The organism is Arthrobacter nitrophenolicus (assembly GCF_000332815.1).
In the GTDB taxonomy this organism is placed as follows: Bacteria; Actinomycetota; Actinomycetes; order Actinomycetales; family Micrococcaceae; genus Arthrobacter; species Arthrobacter nitrophenolicus.
The window spans coordinates 32933-58432 of sequence record NZ_AOFD01000016.1 but is presented as its reverse complement, the minus strand read 5'-3'; the positions used below and the strand labels follow the sequence as shown (position 1 = coordinate 58432).

General features: G+C 57.2%; 18 protein-coding genes. 10 read left to right on the top strand and 8 right to left on the bottom strand.

The features are described from left to right. Positions 1 to 7 precede the first annotated feature (7 nt). Positions 8 to 622: a nicotine blue oxidoreductase gene (gene nboR / locus G205_RS21015; protein ID WP_009357520.1), complete on the top strand. Its 615-nt coding sequence runs from the start codon at positions 8 to 10 to the stop codon at positions 620 to 622. Between the two features lie 1414 nt (positions 623 to 2036). Here nboR and pmfR read toward each other — a convergent pair. Then, entirely contained in the window at positions 2037 to 3449 is a 1413-nt protein-coding gene (gene pmfR, locus G205_RS07900) for a transcciptional activator PmfR (protein ID WP_035752413.1), read from the bottom strand. Between the two features lie 599 nt (positions 3450 to 4048). Between pmfR and G205_RS07895 the strand changes: the two genes are divergently transcribed. The 6 genes from G205_RS07895 to G205_RS23990 all read left to right on the top strand — a co-directional run bounded on the left by G205_RS07895 (position 4049) and on the right by G205_RS23990 (position 11079). Beyond that, positions 4049 to 5392: an APC family permease gene (locus tag G205_RS07895; protein WP_235046823.1), complete on the top strand. Its 1344-nt coding sequence runs from the start codon at positions 4049 to 4051 to the stop codon at positions 5390 to 5392. Between the two features lie 837 nt (positions 5393 to 6229). Then, on the top strand, positions 6230 to 7093 hold the full coding sequence (gene purU / locus G205_RS07890; RefSeq protein WP_009357517.1) for a formyltetrahydrofolate deformylase: 864 nt from the start codon (positions 6230 to 6232) through the stop codon (positions 7091 to 7093). Between the two features lie 56 nt (positions 7094 to 7149). Continuing rightward, complete coding sequence (locus tag G205_RS22075) at positions 7150 to 8658, top strand: FAD-dependent oxidoreductase (RefSeq protein ID WP_200859148.1); 1509 nt, start codon at positions 7150 to 7152, stop codon at positions 8656 to 8658. Next, a complete protein-coding gene (locus G205_RS23750; RefSeq protein WP_200859147.1) occupies positions 8640 to 9623 on the top strand; it encodes a glycine cleavage T C-terminal barrel domain-containing protein in 984 nt (327 codons plus the stop codon). The genes G205_RS22075 and G205_RS23750 overlap by 19 nt, the downstream gene beginning before the upstream one ends. A gap of 94 nt (positions 9624 to 9717) precedes the next feature. Beyond that, on the top strand, positions 9718 to 10644 hold the full coding sequence (locus G205_RS07880) for a bifunctional methylenetetrahydrofolate dehydrogenase/methenyltetrahydrofolate cyclohydrolase (RefSeq protein ID WP_009357515.1): 927 nt from the start codon (positions 9718 to 9720) through the stop codon (positions 10642 to 10644). Between the two features lie 135 nt (positions 10645 to 10779). After that, positions 10780 to 11079 (top strand): SMR family transporter, encoded by a 300-nt coding sequence (locus G205_RS23990; RefSeq protein ID WP_420874307.1) that lies wholly within the window; start codon positions 10780 to 10782, stop codon positions 11077 to 11079. Between the two features lie 161 nt (positions 11080 to 11240). On the opposite strand, the gene G205_RS07870 is transcribed toward G205_RS23990, so the two are convergent. Continuing rightward, positions 11241 to 11903, bottom strand: coding sequence for a fumarylacetoacetate hydrolase family protein (locus tag G205_RS07870; RefSeq protein WP_009357513.1), 663 nt, complete (start codon positions 11901 to 11903; stop codon positions 11241 to 11243). Positions 11904 to 11991: 88 nt separating this feature from the next. After that, positions 11992 to 13497 carry an NAD-dependent succinate-semialdehyde dehydrogenase gene (locus tag G205_RS07865; RefSeq protein WP_009357512.1) on the bottom strand — a complete coding sequence of 502 codons (1506 nt, stop codon included), beginning with the start codon at positions 13495 to 13497 and terminating at the stop codon, positions 11992 to 11994. 898 nt (positions 13498 to 14395) lie between these two features. Between G205_RS07865 and G205_RS07860 the strand changes: the two genes are divergently transcribed. The 3 genes from G205_RS07860 (at position 14396) to G205_RS07855 (ending at position 17128) form a co-directional block, all read left to right on the top strand. Beyond that, positions 14396 to 15661 (top strand): flavin monoamine oxidase family protein, encoded by a 1266-nt coding sequence (locus G205_RS07860; protein ID WP_035752410.1) that lies wholly within the window; start codon positions 14396 to 14398, stop codon positions 15659 to 15661. After that, positions 15658 to 16002 (top strand): cupin domain-containing protein, encoded by a 345-nt coding sequence (locus tag G205_RS21010; RefSeq protein ID WP_009357510.1) that lies wholly within the window; start codon positions 15658 to 15660, stop codon positions 16000 to 16002. The genes G205_RS07860 and G205_RS21010 overlap by 4 nt, the downstream gene beginning before the upstream one ends. Before the next feature lie 511 nt (positions 16003 to 16513). Continuing rightward, positions 16514 to 17128, top strand: a complete 615-nt coding sequence (locus tag G205_RS07855; RefSeq protein WP_009357509.1) for an NADPH-dependent FMN reductase — start codon at positions 16514 to 16516, stop codon at positions 17126 to 17128. A gap of 1255 nt (positions 17129 to 18383) precedes the next feature. Here G205_RS07855 and G205_RS21715 read toward each other — a convergent pair. The 5 genes from G205_RS21715 to G205_RS07830 all read right to left on the bottom strand — a co-directional run bounded on the left by G205_RS21715 (position 18384) and on the right by G205_RS07830 (position 24853). Further along, positions 18384 to 19178, bottom strand: a complete 795-nt coding sequence (locus G205_RS21715) for a hypothetical protein (protein WP_152419549.1) — start codon at positions 19176 to 19178, stop codon at positions 18384 to 18386. 291 nt (positions 19179 to 19469) lie between these two features. Next, positions 19470 to 20123, bottom strand: coding sequence for a hypothetical protein (locus tag G205_RS07850; RefSeq protein ID WP_009357508.1), 654 nt, complete (start codon positions 20121 to 20123; stop codon positions 19470 to 19472). A gap of 374 nt (positions 20124 to 20497) precedes the next feature. Further along, positions 20498 to 21709, bottom strand: coding sequence for a quaternary amine ABC transporter ATP-binding protein (locus G205_RS07840; protein WP_083875024.1), 1212 nt, complete (start codon positions 21707 to 21709; stop codon positions 20498 to 20500). A 25-nt stretch (positions 21710 to 21734) separates the two neighbouring features. Continuing rightward, positions 21735 to 23804, bottom strand: coding sequence for an ABC transporter permease (locus tag G205_RS07835; protein WP_160166600.1), 2070 nt, complete (start codon positions 23802 to 23804; stop codon positions 21735 to 21737). Positions 23805 to 23809: 5 nt separating this feature from the next. Further along, entirely contained in the window at positions 23810 to 24853 is a 1044-nt protein-coding gene (locus G205_RS07830; RefSeq protein WP_083875023.1) for a glycine betaine ABC transporter substrate-binding protein, read from the bottom strand. Between the last annotated feature and the right edge of the window lie 647 nt (positions 24854 to 25500).

Below are 25500 nucleotides of genomic sequence, written 5' to 3'. Positions count from 1 at the left end.
CCTCACGTTGGAGAACACGGATTTGGTGCAGGTTACGGGTGTGCTGCTGGCCGCCGGCGCCGGCACACGTCTTGGACGTGGCCCCAAGGCACTCTTGCCATACCGTGGACGACCCCTCGTGGAAATCATCGCCGACAATCTACTTGCCGGCGGCTGTCACGAAGTAGTTGTCGTACTTGGGGCAGAGGCACAAGCGGTCAGCGCCGGGGCCAACCTTAAACCCTATCGGACGCTGGTAAACCACAAATGGCCATCTGGTATGGGAAGTTCCTACCTTATTGGTGATGCTGCTGCCAATGCAGACGACCATATCCTCGTGGCTCTCGTAGATCAGCCAGGGCTTACCGTCCGCACTGTTAGCCGGCTCCTCGTCTCGCACCGGCCGGGACGCATCACTTCGGCTGCTTACGCAGCCCCAGACAACCTCGGGATGCTTCGTCGAGGTCACCCAATGCTCATCGATGTGAGACTTCGGCCAGCAGTAGCCAGCACTGTAGTGGGTGATGCTGGAGCCAGGAGCTTTCTGCGCCAGAAACCCTGGCTTGTAGATCTTATTGATTGCAGTGATGAATCTACTGGCGAGGACGTCGACACTGTCGAGCAGATGCGTCGCCTTCTATAGGACGCTGCGCGTCAACGTACAGCTGCCGATCTCTCGCGCGGCTCGGAACACGTGCGGGTCATTTCCCTGAATACAAAGGACATCATTCCACTATGGCATTTCTATTCTGGATGGATCGACTTCTTGTGGGGTTACTTGGCCGCCACGAGACAGAATGCGTCGAGTGTAACCACCCCTCAAGCGACGATCAATGGGGTTGGCTGGGAACCATGACCAACCTACCGCCTCCAGGTCTTGGGCTCTGCCAGGCATCGGACAGGAACGGCCGCAGATGTCCATGCGCGAACAGAAGCCACGCCAGTTACCTATGAATTCCCCTTGGGCGGCACTGTTTCGAACACACCGGGACGCAGTGCCACAAGGCTTGACGAGTCACGCCACGTCAGATCTGTTCCAGCCAATTTGTCTCCTGCTCTTGCTGTATCGAAACAAAGAAAAGTAAAGGAGGGCGCGTTAGTAGGTGTGGCACTGAGGTTAGCTCTGGCACAGGCCAGGACCCGAATGTCCTCCGCGGCGCGAAGCAAAGTGGGCTGGTTTTCCGTCGGCCCGGCCCGGGAAGTAGAACTCATCGGCGGACTGCCAGCAGCGGCAAGGCGGACCCTTGCAGCGTTATAGCTAAAAGAACATGTGCCGAAAGCGTGGGGGAGGGATTCATCGCCGACGCCAAGAGCGTCCGCAGCGTCGGCGACATCCACCGCGGTCAATGCTGATTTTTCTGCGGTGGCGTCTGCACCTTGGACAGACCGAGGACCAGCGGAAGACAAGACGGCCCAACCGCATTCCCTCATTTCGCAGCTTCGCCCGCGCAAGTGCCAAACGGAGTTTGCCCACGGATAATGGGGACGGGAAAAGCACTTGCGGTATCGCGCGGGTTCTTTGGAAGGTATCGCCCGGAACAGCTGGGCGGTTAACTTCCTTTCGTTGCCAGCTCAATCAGTTTCCGGAATGTTGCAGAATCTGCAGGGGTGCTCTTCGCAGCCAGACCCGGCAGGTTCAAGGGCCAGATACGGGTGCTGGCCTGAGGTGGGGATACTGTCACCGGGATTTACGGTAAGTTCCTCCGGAATGGCGGCTGTCATCGTGGAAACCTTTCTGTTCCTCAAGACCACGTGCTCGTGGACGAGGGGTGTATGGGGACACAGGAGCTTGTGCTAGGCACGCGAAACCTGGGTAAGACACCGATTAGCGCATCGAGACTCGGGCCAGTAAGGTTAGACCCCATTCTTCCTGCTCACGGGCGCCATACATCCATGACAAGCACTGTCCATCGACACTAAACGTTCCGGCGGCGGCAGTCATGATACGGAAAGCCAAAAACACGAGTCCCGTTTGTGTGATTCCTTGGATCGCTTCTCCGTACAAAACGACAGTCAGATAGCCGTCTGAAGAAAGGAGCCGCCGGATGACGGCGGTCCTAGTCGGATATGGTCGAGTAAGAGGGCCAGGCTTGGAACGCGAGCCAGAAGGCAGATAGGTCCGCTGAAGACGCGACATCTCGCCCTGTAATCTCTTTGATTCGGGTGAGTCTATAGGACAGAGTTTGCCGGTGGATGCCAAGAGCGGCTGCCGTTTCATTCCAGCGGCGGTCATTGGCAAGGAACGCAAAGAGTGTTTCACGCAGAGCAGTCGATTTAGGATCTGTACCCGCGAGCCCACCTAGTACCTGTTGGACTACGGCCGATGCTTCCTTCCGAGAACGAGTAAGCAGCGACACGGGGACTCCGGCGAAGTCAATCCACTGATCGTTCATCCCACCGGATGAGAAGACCTTCACGGCCTCCTCGGCTGCCGCTTTAGCATCCCGCAGATCAAGGTATGTTGACGATGCTCCGGCCCGGACGTCGAGGCGGCTGAGCAGCTGCCGGACGTCATTCCGGCTCTGCTCGGGCATCAGGATAAAGAACGAGCTGCCTCCGGAGCCCGCCAGGACTGCCAGTGACTTGATTGACGCCGCCCGGGCTACCTTCTCGCCCTCGCCCAATGCCACTGCAACGACTTGATACCCAGACGAAGTACCGCCCGTACCCAGAAGATTTTCTATCCCGTCGGGGCTACGCCCTTCCAAGATGGACGCCAGCATATGCGCTGAGCGTTCGGAACGGCGGCGAAGTGACCGCAATAGTTGGCTCAACGCGACATCAATCACCTGCAGGACATGGATTAGCAGGAAACTGCTCACCTCTTCGCCTGGGAATTCCGAAATCATGAGCCGGGCATCACTGTCCCCCGGGAGGGCATAAGTACGTTCCCGCGCGGAAGTGGGCATGGATTCCAGCGGTGCTCCCTCTACAATTGCGAGCCCGGTTTTCACATCAAAGACACTGAGGCCAGCCCTTAGAAGAGCCTGCAAGTCATTTAACATCCGTACCGGGTCAGTGCGGGCGTACGCGGACAGCTGGTAGAGCTTGCTGAGCTTGAGTACCTGCATGGTCTGTGTGGTGGCTGTAGCAGCAGCAACTGTTCGCCCGATCGCAGCGAAGGGAGTTGCATGGTTCGTAAGAAGCACGGGGAAGGAACGTTTGTCTGCTTCTTCGTATAGTTCCGGGGTGAGTGGAGGGAGACTCGGGTGATCCCCCAAGGCAACACCGGCAAGGCCGGCCTCATCGAGTTTGACAATAAAAGTCCGTTGCTCAGCGGCACTGTGAGGAACGCACAAACCCACTGTCATGAGTAGCTCATGCGGACCGAGCCACCGGTCGGGATCGCTCAACTCACAGCTATGCGCCCAGAGAACCTGCCGGTCAAGGCCTGCCGCGCCTGCAAGTACCTTTGTACCCAGGCTTTGAGCGGTAACAAGGTCCCCGACCGTCAGCACTTGTGGCTCCATACAGGCATACTAGTACTGCCGTATGAGACACGCCTCTGGTACGCGGGTACGAATCAATCCAAAACTTCGGCAATCTGTCTGATTTTGGCCGTCGGGGCCAACTCGTAAGGTGAATCACATGTAAGCGACCTTGACCCTGGGGAGCTTATATGGGCTGCGTGCATCGACTTGACCCTCTGCCACCAATCTGGAGCGCCAGTTCCGATTCCTGTGCAAGCACCTTTGCGCTTAGAAACGACACTGCTAGCTCCGGCCTTTGACATCGAACGGCGGCGACTGATCGCTCTTTGCCGGCTGCTCTGTTTTCTCCACGGCGTCATGGTGAGGCGCCGTTCTTCTGAGACCAGTAAGAGCCAGCCCCTCCCGCCGGCATCGATTGTCGCCGGAGGGCTAAACCAGCTTGAAATTGCCGAAAACAATACCGGCGAAGGGGCTCGGAAATCCGTACAGACTGAACCAGTCGCGAACCATCTCCGCGCCGAAGTCGCTATCTGGTAGGTGCAGGGACGCATCTTCCCAATCCGCTTCTTCGATTCGAAAAAGCGGGACTAAGCGTCGCGGCCGTGCGGCCGCGACTCATTTTCGAAAGGCGTACGGCTTTGCAAACTTCTTCTGAAAACGCAGGAGCAACAGCTGATGGTGGTCAAGCCCCACCGACTCAGGATATAGCCCATGCAGATCTGCAGTTAGGGCACCTCACAGGATCGCAGGTGATGGGGCTCTCAGTATCTTCCTTTATTCCCGCTGTCGGTCTTTCAGCAGTCCCAGCCTTCCTTGCGGCTTATTCAGGCCGTTCTTCATGGTTGGCGATGGCCGCGTCGGTCGTTGCCTTCACAGTCGTCGGGCTGTTCATCACTGTGTTCGCGCGACGGTATATCGGAACCGGGTCTCTTTACTCCTATATTCGCCATGTGTTTGGCTCCTGGAGCCCGCTCGTCATCGCGGCGGCAATGATTCCGGGTTACATCGTCGTAGTTATGGTACTTGTCGTATCACTAGGCCTGTATGTAGGAAGTTTCCTCATGTCCGTGGGCCTATCCACCGCAGCTGGACCAGAAATACAGCTGGTGATTTATGTCTTAGCAGCGTTGGTGGCCATGGGGATTGCCTATCGAGGTCTGGACGTGTCAGTCCGGTCCAGCGTCATCCTCACGGTCGTTTCCGTACCGGTGATGTTGACTATCACTATCGCAACGGCGTTCAGCGGAAATGTCGATCTGGCAGGACAGCTTAGCCTTAGCGATTTCACCTTCAACAGTTTCCTCCAGGGTCTCGCCATAGGCTCGGCATTCTTCATCGGCTTCGAAAGCAGCGCAGCCCTCGGCGCAGAAACCCAGAACCCTACCCGCGCTATCCCTCGGGCAATTATGGTAGTTCCCGTCGTCCTGGGTATGGCCTTCCTCGCTGCTACAGTGATCCAGGTACCGACACTTGTCGACTCTGCTGATCAGCTAGCCCTTGGGGTCTCACCGAATTCGGTACTCGCTGAAGCAGCAGGGGTGGGCTTTTTGTCAAACATAAGTGACCTGGTTCTTGCCGTTGCCGTCTTCGCCAGTCTGATCGGATTTTTCAACTACGGGTCGCGAGTGGTGGTCAGCGCAGCTTCAGACGGTCTCCTACCTGCGGCACTAACCAATGTCAGCAAGCGTTACAAGAGCCCGGTGGCAGCCATCGCCTTTCTTGGAATCCCCTCGCTCATTGGCCCCCCAATCATGCTGTGGCTGACATCATCCACACCGTTGGAAATCTACGGGTATATCGCCACCTTGCTGGTCTATTTCTGGGTGATCCCTTACTTCCTCATCTGCATCGGCGGTGCAGTGTTGTTGAATCGCACCAGCCCAAGGAAATCTGTTCTGGTTAACATTGGAGCTGTCGCGGCGTCTGCTACCGTTCTGTGGCTCTACGTCAACGGAATCTTGTACCGGCGCCGGGGCCCCTGAGCGCGCTACCCTATGTGATGATCGGCACGGTAGCCGTGTTCCTCGTCGGTTTTGTGGCCTCCGTCCGCATCAAAAGCAGGACTGCAGCCTCGGTGTAGGGCTCACTGCAGTCACCTATAACGAGGTCAAGTGCGGCGCTGTATCGTTGCGGCGCGCACCACCTTTTCAAAAAATGAACCCAGGCCAAGAAGCTCCCGTCCGCCGCACTGGACGGGAGCTTCCTCGTTGCCGCGTTGAGCTTCTCTAAATGTGGTTGCCCGGCAAAGTCAGAACCTGACAACCGGGAGCTTGATCCACCCTCGGCTAGAAGTGAACGTCTTCCTCAGGACGTTGATGCTATTCGCTCATCCCGCCGCGGTGCGGGCAGCGCGTCCTGCCCGCACCGTATAAAGCCGGTTCACAAAGATCTGAAGTCCTCCAATATGGCGACCCCGTTGGTGTCTGCGCGTCTCCGGGCTAGGCCACCCGTTGGCGGAGGTGGTCACTTGGCCAAAGAGCAGCCAACAATGCCGCATTAGGCCGGCGGTTCAGGCGGTTATTGCTGTGTTGAAATCGGATTTGCTCGGGCAGCGGCTGCACTACTCGCATAGGCCGTCTTACACGTTCCAGGCAGCTACACCGGCGAGTCACGGATACAGTAAGGCATGCGTCCCGTCACCGCACTGCGGTATGAAAACGCTGATTTTTTCGTACAAATTGAGCATGGCGAGGGCTGCTTTAGGCCCGTATGGTCAACGTAGGATGCAGGTGCAGCTGGCAGGCGTAGGCCTATGGGCACTGCTCGAACCCTTCTCCTCGCAAGGGCACCCCAACGTACGAATCTCCCCTAGGAGTCCCATGGAAAACGCCCAATTCCGCCAAGTGATTCTTTCACTCAGTTGCAGAGACAGAATCGGAATTGTTCACGCTGTCTCCGGTTTCTTGGTATCCCATGGCTGCAATATTCTTGCCAGTCAGCAGTTCGACGATGCCGCCGAACAGAGGTTCTTCATGCGCGTGCACGTCTCTTGCCCAGCAGCCGTATCCGTTGGCGATCTGAAAAAGGCGTTTCAAGCAATGGCCTCCACGTTCGGAATGGAGTGGACGTTGGTCGACGCCGCCGACCGGCCCAAGGTTGCACTGCTGGTTTCTAAAGCCGAGCATTGCCTCAACGACCTGCTCTTCCGGTGGCGCTCAGGGCAACTTAGGGTTGACTTTCCCTTCATCGCCTCGAACCATACGACCCTTCAACCAGTTGCAGACGCCCATGGCATTCCCTTCTTTCACATTCCGGTGACACCTGAAACTAAGAGGGAAGCAGAGGAGAAGCTACTCGCTCTCCTTGCAGAACATCAGGTGGATTTGACCGTTCTAGCCCGGTATATGCAGGTGCTCAGCGACGATCTTTGCCGCGAACTTGTAGGCAAGGCCATCAACATCCATCACTCCTTCCTTCCAGGATTTAAGGGCGCCAAACCTTACCACCAGGCATTTGAACGGGGAGTGAAACTCGTTGGAGCGACGGCGCACTACGTCACCGCCGAACTGGACGAGGGACCAATCATTGAGCAGGAAGTTCTCCGCGTTGGACATGACTACAGTCCAGCTCAACTTGCAGTGACAGGCCAGGACGCAGAGCGGCTTGCACTGTCTCGCGCTGTTCAATGGCACGCAGAGCAGCGGATCCTGTTAAACGGCCACCGCACCGTCGTTTTCAACTAGCACAACAACCACTTGCCCAGGGTCTGGCAGCGACCTGAGCAGAAATGAGGCCCCCGATGGACAGGCTTGTCGACCGCACCGTAAGCGCCAACATGTTTACAGATACTTCCCATGATCCCTTGCCGACGCATGTGCGGACAATCGTAATCGGCGGCGGAATTATCGGTGCCAGCATTGCCTATCACCTTTCAGTTGCAGGTGAGAACGACACATTACTTTTGGAGAGTAACGTCCTAGGCAGCGGCACCTCTTGGCACGCCGCAGGCTTGGTCACTGGAGCCCGCGGTACCACGACGATGACAAAGCTGGCCAAGTACGGTTTGGACTTTTATGGTCAGCTCGAGCAAATGTCCGGGCTGGACGTATCATTTCAGCGTTGCGGGTCCCTTAGCGTTGCACGAACCGCCGGACGCGTTGATGAACTTCTGTATGCAAAGGACGTGGCCGACCAGCAGGGCGTAAGAACGGAATGGCTAACTGAGGACCGATACAAGGAATTGTGGCCTCTCGCAACCTACTCAGGGGTTGCCGGAGCACTCCTGCTGCCTGACGATGGTCACATCAACCCCGGACATGCAACAGTGGCTCTCGCTAAACTCGCCCATAGCTTTGGGACCCAGATACGCGAAAACGTTGCTGTCCTCAAGATACTTCGTCAAGGCGATCTCGTCGTCGGCGTGCTCACCGATCAAGGAATCGTGCACTGCGATCGGGTGATTCTGGCGTGCGGCTTGTGGACCCGTGATCTCGCGGCCACCGCCGGTGTGAAGGTACCCTTATACGCCGCCGAGCACATCCACGTCCGATCTGCAGAAATTTCCGGGGCTGTGCCTGAATTGCCCGTGTACAGGGATCTAGACAACAGCTATTACATCCGGCACGAGGCCGGGAGGCTCTTGGTCGGCGCATTCGAGCCTGACGGGCTTCCACGCGCGCTTGAGGAAGTTCCTTCCAACGGCTTTGCAGAGTTCGAGCCGGAGTGGGAACACTTCGCTCCGATTAGGGCGAAGGCCGAAGGGGTAGTACCGGCACTTTCTTCAGCGGGATTCGACCGATTCCTGAATGCCCCGGAAAGCTTCACCCCGGATGCCAATTTTGCCGTGGGTGAAACCTCCGAACTTTCCAATCTGTTCGTGGCAGCAGGCTTCAACTCCCAGGGAATCATTTTTGCTCCCGGCATCGGTAAGGAATTGGCTGAGTGGGTCATTTCAGGAACTCCCGGTTTTGACTCATCCTCGGTCGATGTGCAGCGCTTTTCCGGACATCAAAACAACCGCAAGTATCTCAAGGCCCGAACCAAGGAGGGCCTTGGACGGCTTTACGCAATGCACTGGCCGAACTTGCAGATGGAGACGGGCCGCAACGTCCGTCGAACGCCCCTTCACGGGCGCCTGGCTGAGCTCGGTGCCTGCTTTGGTGAAGTTAACGGTGGGGAGCGGGCGAACTGGTACGGGGCCCCGGAACATCTCCCACCTATGACTACAGCTATGGACGCCCGACTTGGTTCGACCGTGTCGCCGAGGAACATAAAGCGGCACGTGAGGGTGTGGTCCTTTTCGATCTGAGTCCATTCGCAAAGTTCGAAGTTGCCGGCCCTGACGCCCTTGAAGTGTGTCAGACGGCCGCAACAGCAGACATCGACGTTGAAACCGACAAAGCGGTCTATACCCTCTTCTTGAATGAGCGAGCGGGGATCGAACTAGACGGAACCATCACTCGTCTCGGCCCGGACCGGTTCTTAGTCGTTACCCCATCGTTTACGCAGCAAAAGACCGCAGCGTACCTCAACCGAATAGCTCGGGGCAAAGCGGCGGTAGTGTTCGACTGCACTGCGGCCCTGGCCACAATCGGAGTCATGGGACCGAAAAGCCGAGAACTTCTTAGCAGGGTTTCACCGGAAGACTGGTCCGACGATGCACAGAAATACACCCACGGACGCACGGTAGAAATTGCAGAGGGCTATGCCTACAGTCTGCGCGTGAGCTTCGTAGGCGAATTGGGCTATGAGTTGTATCCGAGTGCCGACATAGCTACAAACGTCCTCGATGCACTGTGGGAGGCGGGGCAGGATCTGGGAGTCAAGTTGGCCGGATACCACGCCTTGGATTCACTGCGCAGCGAGAAAGGATTCCGGCACCTGGGTCACGACATCGGGCCCATCGACGATCCCTATTCGGCAGGCCTTCGTTTTACAATCTCCATGGACAAACCAGGAGGCTTCGTAGGCAAAGACGCCCTCCTCAAGCTCGACCCCGCAGCGCCCGCTCATCGAACAGTGTATGTGGCGCTGGAAGATCCTGAACCGGTGTTCGTACATGACGAGACGGTCTACTGCAACGGCCAACCCGTCGGACGCATGACGAGCGGCAGCTACGGCCACACGCTGGGAAGCGCAGTCGGAATTGCAGCTATTGAACCTGATGTAGACCTCTCGGGAGACTTCGAAGTCCGGTGTAAAGGGCGGCTATACCCTGCAAAGGTCTCCCGGCGGCCCTTTTACGATCCCAAGGGCGAACGGCTCCGCGGTTAGGAGCCACGTCCCATAGACCCCCACTGGCTCAGACAACGACTTAGGTCGTCTCTGCACGGGCGAGAGCCAGGAACGAGCACCACAAGGAAGGCCTATGACTAACAGCGTCATGCAGATACCGGGTCCCCCGGAGAACGTCGACAACATCCTGGATGGCAAGGCAACCGCTGATGCCGTGAAAACCGAACTCGCAGATCGAGTTACAGCTTTGAAGCGCCGTGGCAAGACAGTTGGCTTGGGAACAGTTCTCGTTGGTGATGACCCTGCAAGCCATTCTTATGTGGCCGGGAAGCATAGAGATTGTGCGGAAGTGGGGATTGAATCCATTCGTCGGGATCTACCCTCGACAATTTCTCAGCAGGAATTAGAGAGCGTTCTGGAAGAGCTGAATGGAGACACTAGAACCACAGGCTACATAGTGCAGCTGCCGCTGCCCCCACACATCGACCAAAACGCTGTCCTGGAGAAAATATCCCCTCAAAAAGATGCTGACGGACTACATCCGATCAACCTTGGAAGACTTGCACTCAACGTCAGCGGCGATCTCAGCTCTCCGCTGCCCTGCACTCCAAACGCGATAGTCGAGCTGCTAACCCGACACGGCATCACTCTCAACGGTTTGGAGGTGCTTGTCGTCGGTCGCGGAGTCACAGTTGGTCGACCCTTGGGGCTGCTGCTTACACGGCGCACCATCAACGCGACCGTCACTTTAGCGCATACCGGATCGGTTGATCTTCCTAAGTTGCTAAAGCGCGCAGATGTTGTCGTGGCCGCGGCCGGTGTACCGGGCATCGTGCAAGGCAAACACCTCAAACCGGGGTCAATAGTCTTAGACGTCGGAGTGTCACGGATAACCGAGGCCAGCACCGGCAAAGCCGTCCTCCAAGGAGACGTCGCTGCCGACGCTATGCACGTGGCCGCCTGGATCTCACCCAACCCTGGCGGTGTTGGCCCCATGACCCGGGCGATGCTTCTGGCGAATGTCGTTGAGACGGCCGAGCGGGACCTTTTACTTGCGTAGCGACGCGCTGCCACGACTACTCTTCGTTTACAGTTCCCCCTAACGGCCCGGTGAGGTCAAGGGTATGCGTGGGTGAAAACCGTATCTTCTACGGCGGTGACTGTCGCAATCTCGGGTTTCCTGGATCGTTTGGTTATGCGAGCAGGCCGGTGGCGGCTGCTTCCGCAACGATTGCCAGGAAAAGACGTGGCCAGATGGTTGAGGCCTACCTTCATGCTTGGTCGAGGCTTCAGGTCGGTAGCTCTAGGCGTCGCTTACGCCACATGCTCTGGTCTAGGCACAGTAGCCGTTGCCTTTGCTGGCACGATCATGGAAGAGGAAGTCACCTGGGCGAGAGTCGCGGCCATCGTTGCGGTGCTTGGGAGCATTGAAATTGCTCCGCGTCTTCGTCATAGCGAGGGAGCGCCGGGGCTCCCTCGCTATGACGAACTCTAGGAAAAGTAAGGCCCGGTGCTCCACCCAAAGCACATCGTACTGCTCGGGCACCTTGCAGATCGGGGCCAAAGGCCAGGGCTTTAGCCTCTTAGAAAATTGTGGCTGACCCCTTATAAGGGGTCTTCATCGCAGTGCTTACACGATGGAGTTAGTTAAAGTACCTATTCCCCCGAGACTGATTTGCACGCAGTCTCCGGGGATAACAGCTGCGAAGGTACCCGGGGCCCCGTCATAACGATGTCACCAGGCTCAAGAGTCGTCCAGCGGGTGACGTACACCAGACAGTCGACAACGCTCGTGGGGAGGTTGAATGACCCGGACTCGGCCCTAACATGGCCGTTCACGTTCACCGTGATGCTGACCTTTTCAGGATCCTTAATTTCGGTCTCAATCCAGGGTCCAAGAGGTGTGTAATTAATGCCGGCTTTGGCTTGGAAAAGCTTTTCGTCTATAAGTCCTTGGTCGGCGTTTGTAACATCATTCGCGACCGTGTAACCCAGCACATGATCCGTCGCGTCTTCGGCGGTGAGACCGGTAGCCCGTTTGCGCATAACAACTGCCAGCTCTCCCTCCACGTGCACTACACCGACGTCCTGAGTCAACTTAACGTTGTCTTCCGGGTTCGCCAAGGTATGTACGGATTTGTGCCAGGCCTGTACGGGAAGCGGATGCTTATTACCGGGGCGGTTGTGGCTCAGCCCGATGAGGACGGAGGGCCTAACCGGAACGAGTAGCTTCGCCTCTTCCGCTGGCGTCACTTGCCCAGTGAAGGATAGTACCTCGGCAAACGGGTCTTCCAGGTGGTGCCAGTCCCCGTTCCGCAATACCGCATGCTGAGGTCCTCTGGTCGTTTGTATCCTAGCAAGTCGCATTATTCACTCGTTCAGTTGGCACGTAACCCCGACCAGTAATTCAGTTCTCATAGGGGTCGGCGATGCCGACGTATTGGGTGGTGGTGTATTCGGCGATGCCTTCAGACCCGCCTTCGCGGCCTAGGCCTGATTGTTTGACGCCGCCGAAAGGGGCGGCGGCGTTGGAGATGATGCCCGCGTTGAACCCAACCATGCCGAACTCGATCTGCTCTGCCACCCGGAGGAGTCGATTGAAGTCGCGGCTGTAGAGGTAGGCCGCAAGCCCGTATTCCGAGGCGTTGGCCAGTTGGATGGCGTCCTGTTCGGTGCTAAACGTGGTGACAGGGGCGACGGGACCGAAGATTTCCTGGTTGAGGATCTCCGCATTATTGGGAACGTCGGCGAGAACTGTGGGCTGGTAGAAGTAGCCTGGCCCGTCCACGTGGGCACCCCCGACGAGGGCAACGGCTCCGGCATCGATTGCGTCCCTGACCAGGGCGTGGACGTCGTCGCGAGCACTGTCGTCAATCAGCGGGCCGACCTGACTGGCAGGGTCGGTACCGCGGCCCGTGGCGAGGGCGCCCATCGCGGCTGCGAATTTCCGGGTGAATTCCTGCGCCACGGATTCTTGAACGAGGAACCGGTTGGCCGCGGTGCAGGCCTCGCCCATATTCCGCATCTTAGCCGCTATTGCCCCTTCTACAGCTTTGTCCAGATCTGCATCTTCAAACACGATGAACGGAGCATTTCCGCCCAATTCCATTGAAGTCCGCAGGACATGTCGCGAAGCCTCTGTCATCAGGCGCTTGCCGACGGGTGTGGATCCTGTGAAGGAGACTTTCCGCAGGCGGGAATCTTTCAGCAGCGGCCCGGATATCCCCGACGCCGAGGATGACGAAACGACGTTCAGAACCCCGGCCGGAAGGCCGGCCTCCATCATCGTCTGGGCAAATAGCTGCGAAGTCAGCGGTGTCAGCTTGGCTGGTTTAAGGACCATCGTGCAGCCAGCGGCGACTGCGGGAGCAACCTTGCGAGTAGCCATCGCAAGGGGGAAATTCCAGGGAGTTATCAGCAGGCAGGGGCCTACGGGTTTGTGCTGGACAAGAATCCTGTTTTTGCCCTCGGGGGTGGTGAGGAATCGGCCGTAATTTCGCACGGTTTCTTCCGAGAACCACCTCAGAAACTCAGCCCCATAGGCAACCTCGCCCCGGGCCTCAGCCAATGGTTTGCCCATCTCCAACGTCATCAACAGCGCGAAGTCCTCCGACCGCGCTGTTACCAGGTCGAATGCACGGCGCAATATCTCGGCGCGCACCCGGGGAGCAGTGCGCGCCCATGAGGCTTGCGCCGCGCAAGCTGCCTCCAGGGCGGCGACCGCATCCTCGCTCGTGGCCGAAGCTAGGGTGGCAAGTACCTCACCAGTAGCAGGATCACGCACGTCAAACGTTCCGCCGTCGGACGCATCCACCCACTGGCCACCAACCAGCAGGCCGGTGGGCACGGACGCGAGCAGAGACGCCTCGCGCTCTAGGGGAGTGGCAGGCAACACAGCCGATTCAACTGTCATTTGTAGTCCTCGGAGATTTGATTTGTAGCGACTGACTGCGCCGCAGGGGCACTGCAAGTTGGGGGCGAGTAAGAGTTCTGCTAAAGAAAGCCCGGGTCGGTCGCCAACGATCAGGCGAAGCTGTGACAGGCGGAGTCGCATGAATGCCGGCGAAAGAACTTTTCAGCCCGAAGTACAGAGTTCCAGCCTTAGATAGTCGGTCGACATCCAACGTCGCTTCTCCAGAGGTCGCGCTCCACCGTCGTCCCTGGCGCTATCTTCGTAGAAAGACGGACACTAAACGTTCTTTGGTCGTGACGCGTGACAACAATCCCGTGGTGGTCTGACGTTCGTAGCGCATGCGCCACTGCCTCGCTGACCGCTGCGGTAAGGCGTTCTTCCATGTCGCCACGGTGATCCACGGTGATGATTTTGCTATATGAGCCTGTGTGCTCTGGCATGCGGTAGTTCCTTACGAAGCGATGCGCGGGTGTGCTGCCACGCTATACCTCAGACATAAGAGTGCGATTTGTGGAATCTGGTGCTTCAACATGAACTCGAAAGCGGATGAAAGTCTCACGATTACAGCAGTCAGTATGGAGCGCCCTGTTACGGTCGCAAACAGTTCTTGAGAATGATCTTTGTACTAATCCTGTACGCAAGTAGGACTAGGGCGCGCGGGCAAAGAAGGGAAGGACTGCACCTAGGACGAGCCGCTCGACCTGCTTGTACGGATCCCCAGTCCTCCATTCCGTAGCTAGCCGACGGCGGACAAGGCAAAGATTATTCAAAAGTACGAAAACTGAGGGTATCTATCACTTCGGCACGATTTTGTCGGCACCCTAAGCGGCTTACTCTGGGCTAGAAACAGCGTCTTCTGCCTGTCTCCCCCATACCACATCAAAACGGAGGTGGCTGTGTGCCCCGCATAGGAATTCTTGGTGCCGGCTTGGCTGGCCTTGCAGCAGCTACAAAACTCGCCGAAGCCGGCGAACACGTCACGGTATTCGACGCCCGTAACCGCCCAGGCGGTCGCGTTTGGTCAGAAACACTTGACACACCACAAGGCAGGTATGTCATAGAACGAGGTGCCGAGTTCGTTCTGGACGGCTACACCTCCATGCGGCGGCTGCTATCGCATTTTGGGCTTAGCTTGGTTGATACTGGCATGAGCTATTACGTTCGTGAGCCCGGCGACATGGCTGGCATCACTTGTGATGACATTATTCGTACCGGGCGGAAAGCACTGGAATTAACCAGCAGCAATGGCCTTCAAGGGACCGCCGAAGAGCTGCTGGCCGCATTGCCCGACGAACCGGAACTGGTCGACGCGCTTCGTGCCCGCATTGAAATCTCTACGGCTGTGAGCGCATCAGAGGTCACGGCGAAATCGTTGCAGCATATTGCCTCGTTCGAACCCAAACCCAGCTGGCGAGTGGCTGGCGGCAATCAACGACTGCCCGACGCGATGGCAGCTGCACTTGGTTCTGCCGTGCGTTACGGCGAAACCGTGAGGGCCGTTGAGAACATCAGTGACGGTGGTGTCCTTGTTACTACCGACACCGACACGTCCGTGTTTGACGCCGTCGTTGTCGCTCTTCCGCTTGCTGTAATCCGTGACCCACAAGTGAACCTGCCTTCAACTGAGGCCCGCAGCGCAGCCCTAAAGCACGTTCTTCAAGGACATGCCGCAAAACTGCACCTCCCTCTGGAAACTCCGCCCCCCACAAGTGCTGTCATGTCCGTCGAAGGCCGCTACTGGACTTGGACTGCCACCGACGACTCCGGGGTTGTGGCCCCGGTGCTAAACGCCTTCATGGGCTCCCCATCAGCCATCTCCCGTGCCAACCTCACGCAAAACCCGTCGGAATGGGTTCTCAAAGCACGAGCACTTCGCACGGATCTCGACATCGCGCGAAACGCTTCCGCGCTGACCACTGTATGGTCCGAGGATCAACTGGCAGGTGGGGCATACGCCGCCCATGCCCCAGGCGCCACGGCCGCTGGGACGGCCCTCTTGGAAAAGCCGGTCGGGGATGTTTTCTGGGCTGGCGAGTACAGCGAACCGGAATTCGTAGGCCTAATGGAAGGAGCTATACGCAGCGGCGAGCGGGCCGCGGAACGTGTCATGCAGCGCCTTGAAACTACGTCCCGTGACTCTGACTCTGAAAGAACCAAAGCATGAGCACCGTACTTCACGCTTCTTCACTGCACTGGGCAGAACCGGTTCCAGTTGATCCCGAACGAATCATCCGGGGTGCTCCGGCCACGAGCACGCACGTACTTTTTGCAGACGGCAAAACGGAACTGGGGCTGTGGCGGGCAACCCCCGGCGAATTCACTACAGTCCATCAGGGATACGAGGAGTTTATTAGCGTGATCGAAGGAGAAGGAGAACTGATCCATGATGACGGCTCCCGCATCACACTCAACGCCGGGACAGTCCTAATCCTCGAAAACGGCTGGAGAGGGCGATGGAGCATTGCAAGCACCCTCGTTAAGTCCTACACAACAATCCGAGCGTGAACCAGGCAATGGGATAAGCGTGCAGCGGCCGAGCGCGCCGTAAGGGAGTTCCACCCTGGCTAAAAGTGAAAGACGCTCACCACATCCACCGTCCTATAGAAGGTCTAGACGTGAACAAACACCCGTCCCACGTGTTCAGCCCGAAGTTTTGCCACTCGGCCTCTAGCCATCGCTCGCTCCACTTCGAAGTTCTGGCGCCCGCTGGTACCTGCCTGTCTGTGGAAAAACCCAGCAGCGCTGCCCCTCCTACCTTGTCCCCGGCGCCCCCCGCAGCAAATCGCGGTCCGGAAGTCCAGGATCTTCTCCCTTGGATCGGGTGGGTTACTGCATGAACGGAGAAATTTTATCGAGATAGACCCATACCCGCTTAAGTGTGAAACAGGCTCCCTCCGAGCTCTCTGATCCAGGGCTCCTGAACCGGTTGGCTGAGCCGTGTTCCACTCCGCTGCCGTAACTCGCAGCGTCGCACACGTCGCCGCCGGCCGTAATCAGAAAAGAAAGGACTAGGCTTTTGGCAGCAAAATACAGAATTGGCTATTTCGTGGGGAGCCTCGCGACCAATTCCATCAACCGCGCTCTCTCGCAGGCTTTGATAAAGCTTGCCCCGGAGGACCTCGAGTTCACCGAAATCCCCATCAAGGACCTCCCACTTTACAGCTACGACTACGACGCCGGTTTTCCGCCGGAAGGCCTGGCCCTTAAGGAAGCTATCGAAGCGTCCGACGGGATCCTCTTCGTGTCTCCCGAGTACAACCGTTCCATTCCAGGTGCCCTCAAAAACGCTATCGACTGGGGATCTCGTCCATGGGGATCGAATTCCTTCGCCCGTAAACCCACGGGAATTATTGGGACTTCTCCCGGCAGTATCGGCACCGCAGTGATGCAGTCGTCCTTCCGCAGCATCCTGAGCTTCCTAGACGCACCACAGCTGAATTCCCCTGAAGCCTATGTTCACTACGACGTCGACATGTTCGGGGAGGGTGGCGAAGTCAAGGATGAACGCACGGCGAAGTTCCTGCGCCACTACATGGACGAATACGGCGCCTTCGTGGCCCGTGTCCTCGCCACAAGCACCGCCGGACACATCGGCGATATGGAGCCGGACAGTGACAAGCTCTCCCGCTGATGTGTAGATCTGGTTGTCAAGAGTGCATGGATGAGCGGCTGCCCGGTTTGATTTCGGGAGCCGCTCATCTTTGTGCCAGCCGGTCATGCTGCGGGGGCCGTGAGCGAGTCGTTTTCGAATGCAGTGTCAGGCTCACATTGCGGGTTGTACCCCATGACGATTTGTTCGGCTGGAGCATATCGTGCCTAGAATCGAGCACGTTGGAGGACGTCGGTTCACAGCGGGAACTCGGGTTAGCTCAGGATGCTGCCACCGCCGACTTCGATCACGTTAGGCGGCACGTTCATCTCGGGCCGCGGTTCATGCGTTCTCCTTGCTGGAGTGGTGCGGCCAGTAACCAGCACCAGCCGGCGAGCTCGCGGGCGATTGCGGTGTGGCCTTGACTGACATTTCATGGCGCTCGTTGAAGTGTTCCCAGTTGCGTGGAGCCGGTGGGTTCCTTCCAGGGCGCGGATGCGGGTTGCCGAGGCGACGAGCTCAAGCTGGCGCAACACTCGTTCCCCGGGCAGTTTACGAGCGTAGGTGTTCCGGCCTTGTAATCGGACCCTGGTGCCGTGACTGGCCGGAGGACTCCTCGCATCGCTTCGAGATTGTCGGAGCAGGAACTGAGGCTCGCTTTTCGCAACCAAGAGATTGCCAGTTCGCCGGCTACAGCCTGCAACTCGCTGCTTCCGTCGGGCCGCATGCCCCTAACAGTCCCTTGTCTTCCCCGGTAAGCCGAAAACTCCGGGCGCGGGACGCAATCTGCCCGCGCATTCGGCTCCCGCTTCCGATTGAAGGCAGCGGATCGTAAAAAGATGCACAAGCGCCGTGCCAGCGGCTTGCCACCCGAAGGGAGAGGCGGCGATGGAGCTGCTGTTCTGCCCGGCTACTCGGCTTTAGGTTGGTAATCCCTTCGAGCCTTCCTCTACTCCTCTTGCCAAATAGGTCGGGACTGCCTGGTTTCGCCACCCGGTGCCCTAAAGCCCGTAGACGATAACCTCGAGGCAGTAACACCCGGGCACCGTCATCGAAGTAGACGGCTTTGTGCCAGCGTCCGCCGTCAAGCCGCTGGATCCACCCAACCTCCTACGAGAGGACTTGCCTTTGGTTGACGATCGTCAGCGGTTCCAGCTCTAGGTGTAGGGCGCTGACATCATGTTTTAGGATGCACCATCGGCCTAGGCGGGAACCCAACGCGCGTGGTCGTAGTCCCCGTCCCCATCCGCGGGCAATCGCCGCGGCGTCCTGATTTAGCCATACGGTCAGAGGCTGGTCAGTAACGACAACGCTTCTTCTGGCTGATTCGCCGGTAGGATTCACGTCTAAGGCCGTTGCCATCAAGACTGCGGAGTCGGCGATCGGCGATTGTGCGGGCATAGTCGTACTCAACCTCGCCCAGTCGCAACTTTGCTATAGCCGCCCATCTGTCGTTGTCCACCGGTTGAGATTCACCCGGAAGCTCTGGCGGAACATCCTGTACAGAGCCAATGACTGCGCCGATATCCAGCGTAGCGGCGATGTTCTCCTCAAAAGATCCGTGCGATGTCTGCAGCCACACGTCCGCGCCAGATGTCACACCCTCTGGGCTATAAGCAAAACATGACACTAGGAGATTTCTTGCTGCCGCTTGTTCGGCCCAGGTGCTCGGTCCATCGGCAAAAACAGACGTATCCCCACCACTTGTTCCGTCGGGAATAGCAAGGCGGGTGATGGCCCGGTCGTTCAATGCCTCCACTACTGTCAAAGGGGAATTATCCGCCAAGAACACTTCCTTGCGCGGCGGCCAGAAGTCGAACACACTGTGATCGCCATGGCGTCCTCCCACATGAAAAAGGTAAATCTCCGGATATACGGCAGCGCTGAATCGTCTCTCCGGGGCAACTTTGAAAAACTGAACGATGGCAGCCTGCAACAGAAGGCTGGCACCTAAGCTACCGAATGGCTCATTAACAATCAGTCCGAAGCGATCATGCTTGTGCGATTCGGGGAAGAGCTGGGCCAGGGAAGCGTCTGAGACGCCAATCTTTATTTGCAGATGTTTCTCCGCTAACTGCTTCGCGACATGCACTATGTTCACTCCAAGGGGCCGCATGGCTGCGTACTACAGCCGTACTGTGTCAAGGGATCAGTTCTTACACATTGTGAAATTTACGGCTTGCCCTCCTCGCCGCAATGATGGTGAACCATCGTTCGGCCAAACTCTGTAGTTTCATCCTTCGAGCTTCCGACGAGAGCCCTACTGTCCCTTGCACACAGAGCGGCGAAGTTCCCCTGATCCCCACCATCGCCCGAGTACTCAAGATGGAGGATGCGTTCGGGCTGAAATCCATGATGGGCAAGGGACGCCATGGGCTGGGGGTTATGGCACCAGGCGACTGAGGCCATCATCAACGCTCAATTTTCGATAGGCCTGTGTGATGTTCCCCTCAGCGTTTCGGCGCCCTACTCGATCGGCCAGCAACCGCGCCCGCTCTTCTGCCCGGACCTCATTCATTCGCTCAGCTACGATGGGCGTAAGCGCTTCGAGGTCTTCCAGGCTGGTTTCGCCAATCATCTTCTTAGCGAGCGATTCCTCCGTGGCATCAGAAAACACCTTTATGCTTTCCTCCGGCCTTAGAACCTGGGTCACCGACTCCTCCAGACGCGGATCGGCCGAAGTTATCTCAATATCCGAGGAGCGGGCAAAGCCATTCTCCTGGCCATAGGCATAGACCGAGCGCAAATTTTCCCGCAGGTAACGGAGGTCCGTCCAGCCCAGTGGAGCCCGCTCGACATAAGACAGATCATGTTCTGCGTGTTCGTCAGGGACCATCAACCGCGTGATCCCATAGTCCTTCACGGCGGTGAGCACTGCGTAGGGGTCATTCTCTACCAGCACCTCATAGCGATGCGGAACGACGTCCAGCATGATATGGCTACCGTGCATCCGGTCGATGTGGAATAGAAAGATCGGCGGATACTGCGGCTTAGTCGTCGCACGCTCGGGAACCAGTCCGTAGAACAACGGCGTCATGGCCAGCAACGCGAGGCTCGCTCGATGGCCCCGTACGGTTTGCTCAGGACGATACCCAGCCGTTCTGTCATGCCCCAGTCGGGGAACAGGTCCTCTAACGTACCGGATTTTCGGTTACCGTCCGCTCCAATACGGACGGCGAAACTTTCCCGGGTGACGAACTTGGAGAGGTGCATATGGGACTCCTTATCGGTGCATCCCGCAAGACTGGCGGGATCGGATGTGCTTCAAATCCGCATAGGGCGGGTCGAGCTAAGTTACGACGCGCGGACAGTCCGCGTGGCCTTGAAGAGGGATGGTCGACTAGCTGTGAACGCCGTCATAACCTCGCGATCAACATGACCCTACAGTCGGCCCTTTGAGGAAATGCCGCCCTAGCGGGAAAGGTCTGCGAATTCCTTGCGGTGGTCTGGAAGATCGACCAAAGCTGCCAACAGCAGACGAGTATCAACCACCCCCACCAGGCGGCCCTCAGAATCAATGACTGCTACGGGGTTGTTACCGTCCATCACCAAATTGGTCGCGTCATGAAGTGTCCGGTCGCTGCTGATGATCGGAACCGGAACGTGCAGCGAACCGACGGGATCGTTGTGCCCGACCGAGAGAAGCTTTGACCGGTTGATGTAACCCAGTGGCCGGCCATGGGAATCGACAATGATTGCGGAATCATTCCCAGAATCATCGAGAACCTTCACGGCATCGAACGCTGAGGTCTCAACGCTGATGCTCTTCGACTCACTAGCAACAGTACCGACGCGAACTATATGCGCACGTGAAGCATCAGCGGTAAACCGTCGGACATAATCGTCAACAGGGTGCAAGAGAATCTCTTCCGGTGTGCCCACCTGAACTATCTGCCCATCTTTCATGATAATTATCCGGTCGCCCAGCTTGAGCGCCTCAGCCATATCGTGGGTGATGAATATGAACGTCTTTTTAATGTCTTTGGCCAGTCGGAGTAATTCGTCCTGAAGATCCCTGCGAATCAGCGGATCCAACGCACTGAAGGGCTCGTCGAAGAATAGTATCTGGGGATCGGAGGCCAAGGCCCGTGCCAACCCAACACGCTGCTTCATGCCGCCACTGAGCTCCGATGGATAACGGTTTTCCCATCCGGAAAGGCCCACGGTGTCTAGTACGTCGCGCGCACGCTGCTCCCTTTCCTTTCGGCTTACACCCTTGATTTCAAGGCCATATGCAGCGTTCTGGAGAACAGTCCGATGCCCAAACAAACCGAAATGCTGAAAGACCATCGAACATTCGTCACGCCGTAGGCCACGAAGTTCTGCCGGCTCCATTTTAGTGACGTCGCGGCCACCGATGATAACTTCACCGGATGTGGGCTCCACTAAACGCGTCAAGCATCGAATGAGCGTCGACTTTCCGCTGCCTGAAAGCCCCATAACGACTAATTTCTCGCCCGGCCGCACATCAAACGTCAGATCTCGAACCGCGGCCGTATGGCCGTCCAGTGCGCCAACACCCGCGTTGTGTGCTGAGACGTACCGATGGGGATCAGGTCCATACACTTTCCAAAGATTTCGGCAGGATACTATCGCCTCGTCTGCCGTGAGGGCTTTACTCATTGGGTCTTTTCCTATCGTTTAGTCGTCAAGCGGGAACAAGATGACTATGTGCTTGAATCTTCCGGTTCACGCCGGTTACGAGTCGGTCGACAACAACTGCAAGTAAGAACATGGCCACACCGGCCTCAATCCCCAAGTCAAGTCTGGCAGTCACGACGCCGGTGAGCAGTGCCTGTCCCAACCCAGGAGTGCCAATAAATGCACTTACGACCGCCATTGCGAGCGAGAGAATAATCGCTTGATTAATTCCGATCATGATCGTGGGCATGCCGAGGGGAATCTTGACGGTGCGTAGCAGTTGCCACACCGTCGCGCCGGTGCTTGTGGCCGCCTCCACCGTTTCGCTGTCGACGCCGCGAAGTGCGACATTTGTCAGGCGTATTACTGGTGGGAGGCAGTAGAGAACGGTTGCCAGCAGGCCGGCCACCGCACCCGTTCCCAGGACTACGACGATAGGGATAACGAATAGGAAGACCGGCAGCGTCTGCATGACATCAAGTACTGGGCGGATAGTTCTTTCTAGTTTGATACTGCGGCTCATCACCGCACCGATCGGCAGCCCAATGAAGAGTGCTACTAGAACAGCGGCCCCCGCTATCCCGAGAGTAATTGCCGCCGCTTCCCACATTCCCAGCACTCCTATGCCCAGTAGGCCAGCCGCCGCAAGAGCCGCACCACGAATGCCGCGGAGCAACAGACTTGCCCCGACCACCACGAAAAAGACTGTTGGCCATGGAATTGCCAGGAGCAAGGCCGTCACGCCATTTAGGACGTACCCCTGAATGCCATCAACTACTACATCGAGAATGAATCCAAGGTTGAGATTGAGCCAGTCCACCGCTTGGTCAACCGGATCGGCAAACGAAAGTCTGAGCGACTCGGGTGGGGTCTCGAAGTTCGCAAATCGCAGAGCTGGGACCATAGAAATGTAGATGGTTCCGGCGAATAACACCGCTGCCGTCAGGATGGTTCTGCGGTGCTGCTGAAAAGCTCTTTTCACAAGCGCGGGACGCTCTGCGCCGGTTGTCGTAACCAAGGTTCTGAAGTCGGAGAACAGTCCATGTCCTGTGCTTTTTTTCCCTTGGCCGGTAACGCGGTCTAGCACGATAGCGAAGAGGACGAGAGCAATCCCCGCCTCAAGTGCCTGTCCGAATGCGAGCCGGGTCAGGCTGCCCCATACCGACTGACCCAGACCACCAGCTCCGATCATGGCGGCAACGATAGCCATACTCATGGCAAACATGACTGTCTGGTTGACGCCAGCCATGATACTGGGACGTGCCAGGGGTATTTGTACATTCCTCAGGATTTGCCAACCGGTCGAGCCGCAGGACGTGGCGGCCTCGATGCTTTCGGAAGGGACCGTTTTAATTCCTAGTATTGTCATACGAGTTACTGGCGGGAGCGCCCAAATAATAGTCACAATGAGGGCACCAGTATTTCCAGGGCCGAAAATAAACACAATCGGCACCAAATAGGCAAAAACTGGAAAAGTTTGCATGGCATCAAGTGCGATGAGTACGAAAGCTTCAAACCTTCTGTTCATCTGTGCAGCGACGCCAATGAGGATGCCCAAAATGACGGCGATCACCACAGCCACAACCATCAGCACCAGGGTTTGCAGCGTCTCGTCCCACAATCCCACTGAGATAACGAAGCCAAGGGCAACCGTCAGAAGTCCGGCGATAAGAGGACCGCATCGTGCGTAGGCAATTCCAATAAGAAGGAGTGCCAGCAACGGTGCTGGAAGGTCCACGAGCATGAACTGCATGGATACTAATACGTCTTCGAGGCTTTCGGCGACAGGCTCGTACAGCCAAGCCAGATGATCGACGCCCCATTCGAATACTGCTTCTGTAGCGGAACCGAAAGGTACCCGAAATGATGTCGGGAATTGTTGTCCTACCACTGAGGACACTGATAACACGGCTACGAGAAGGCCCAAATACAAGGCGACCCGTCGAGCACGGGAGGAATAGGGGGGTTTCAGGCCGCTGACCACATGATTCAGTTCGCGGCGAGTTCTACTTTTCTTGGTCTCCACCTCTTGCATTTCTGCACGGGGAGTCTCTTGCTCAGGGGCTATTTTGGTCACTGTCGTCATGATTCTGAAGGAACTGACGGCAGCCATTGCGACCACACGTCAGGATTCTCGTCAATCCACTTCTTAACAACTACGTCTGCGGCATCCTGACTCTCTTCCATCTCAACCATCAGTGCGCCGAGATCATCATCACTAAGAGAGAATTTCGAGACGAAGTCAGCGGCTGTGGGATGTTTCTCTGGAAACTCACTGCCTGCTAGCTTGAGCAAGCTGGGATCCTGCCAGCCGCAGGCAAACGTTGTACCCCAGCATTCCTTCGTATACGGGGGAAACTCGATTCGCGTCAGATCATATTTCTGGGTTACGAAGTGCGGCGACCACATCAGGCTGAGAAGCGGCTCTCCTCGGTCATACGCCCGCTTAATTTCTGCAACCAGGGCTGCCTCAGAACCAGCAGCAACAACCTCGTAGTTGAGGCCTAGGTTTTCAATCCTTTGAGCGTCACCGTAGTAATCGATCCAACCAGCCGGACCCGTGAGGTATTTTCCTTTACCCCCCGTCTCCGGGGAAGCGAATATATGCGCGCAATCGTTGAGCGCCTTCCAGTCGGGAAGGCCTGGACAAGCTGGTTCGATGCCCCGCTCTGGATCGCCTTTGATAACATACGTAGGAACATACCAACCCTCCTCGGCAGTAATAGAAAGTGTCCCTAGTTGAACGACGCTCTTTTCTTTTTCGACGTACTCTTCAATTTGAGGGCCAAAAAAGATATCCCAGGCTTCTGGATTCACCAGATTGTCTGCTTTAGCCATCGCTGGCCATGTAGAATTGATGTCTGCAATTTTAAGCGTCGATGCTTCGCCGCCCATTTTTTCCAACAATTGGGCCATCATCTCCGCATGGATACTTGCCGAGAGAAAATCCTGGTCAATGATTTGGACTGGCCCCTCTTTTTGAAGTGCGGTGCCAATTTCAGGAGCGATCGAAGCATCTACTTGCGGGCCTTGCGCAGAGCGCTCGGATGCTGCTCCGCAGCCAGAAAGAATAATAGCCAGCGATACGATCCCGGTTATTGATGCAGCCCGGTAGTGGTTTTTCATCTAACGAAACCTCAATTCGAAAGAGGCGCTTTGCCTCGTCTTCAGCCTGCATGCGCGGCCATGCCGGTCGTCACATGACGTCTTTGTCGTCGCGACGGTTGTGACGCTTACCACGATGATAAAACCGGCAGTGAGACGCACTCCACTATCCATGTGTATGAAGTTAAACTAGAACTCGTACTGAGTATCGAACTGACGCGGGTTCAAGGCTTCTCTGAAGCACGTCTCCAGTTCAGACAATAGGAGGCGCCGCTGCAGAGCAGGCCGGCAGCCCGTGCGCTGTACTGCAGGGGCAGGCGTAACCACCGGTTTTCCGTATGAGGGTGGGGCGTAGAAGCCGATTTGAAGAGAAGGGCCAACGCTCAGGCGGGGAAGTTCTTCAACCCGAGACCGGCAGGTCGACGAAAACACGGCAACCCGACGCTCGAATTGGCACCGACGACTGGCTTCACTGTTGGACGGGCCTGCCTTCTGTCAGGCGGCAATAATGGCCTGTTTGCGGTTTCCAGGCGACGCGCTTTGAGGGCCCCAACGCATGGGAGCGCAGGCGCAGGTTGGAGGTCAGGAGAAGCCCTTTCCTGCGCTTCTCCCCGGCGCCGATAACGGCCGTTCTGTAAAGCCATGGGACTGGGTGTTCTAGCCGGGAA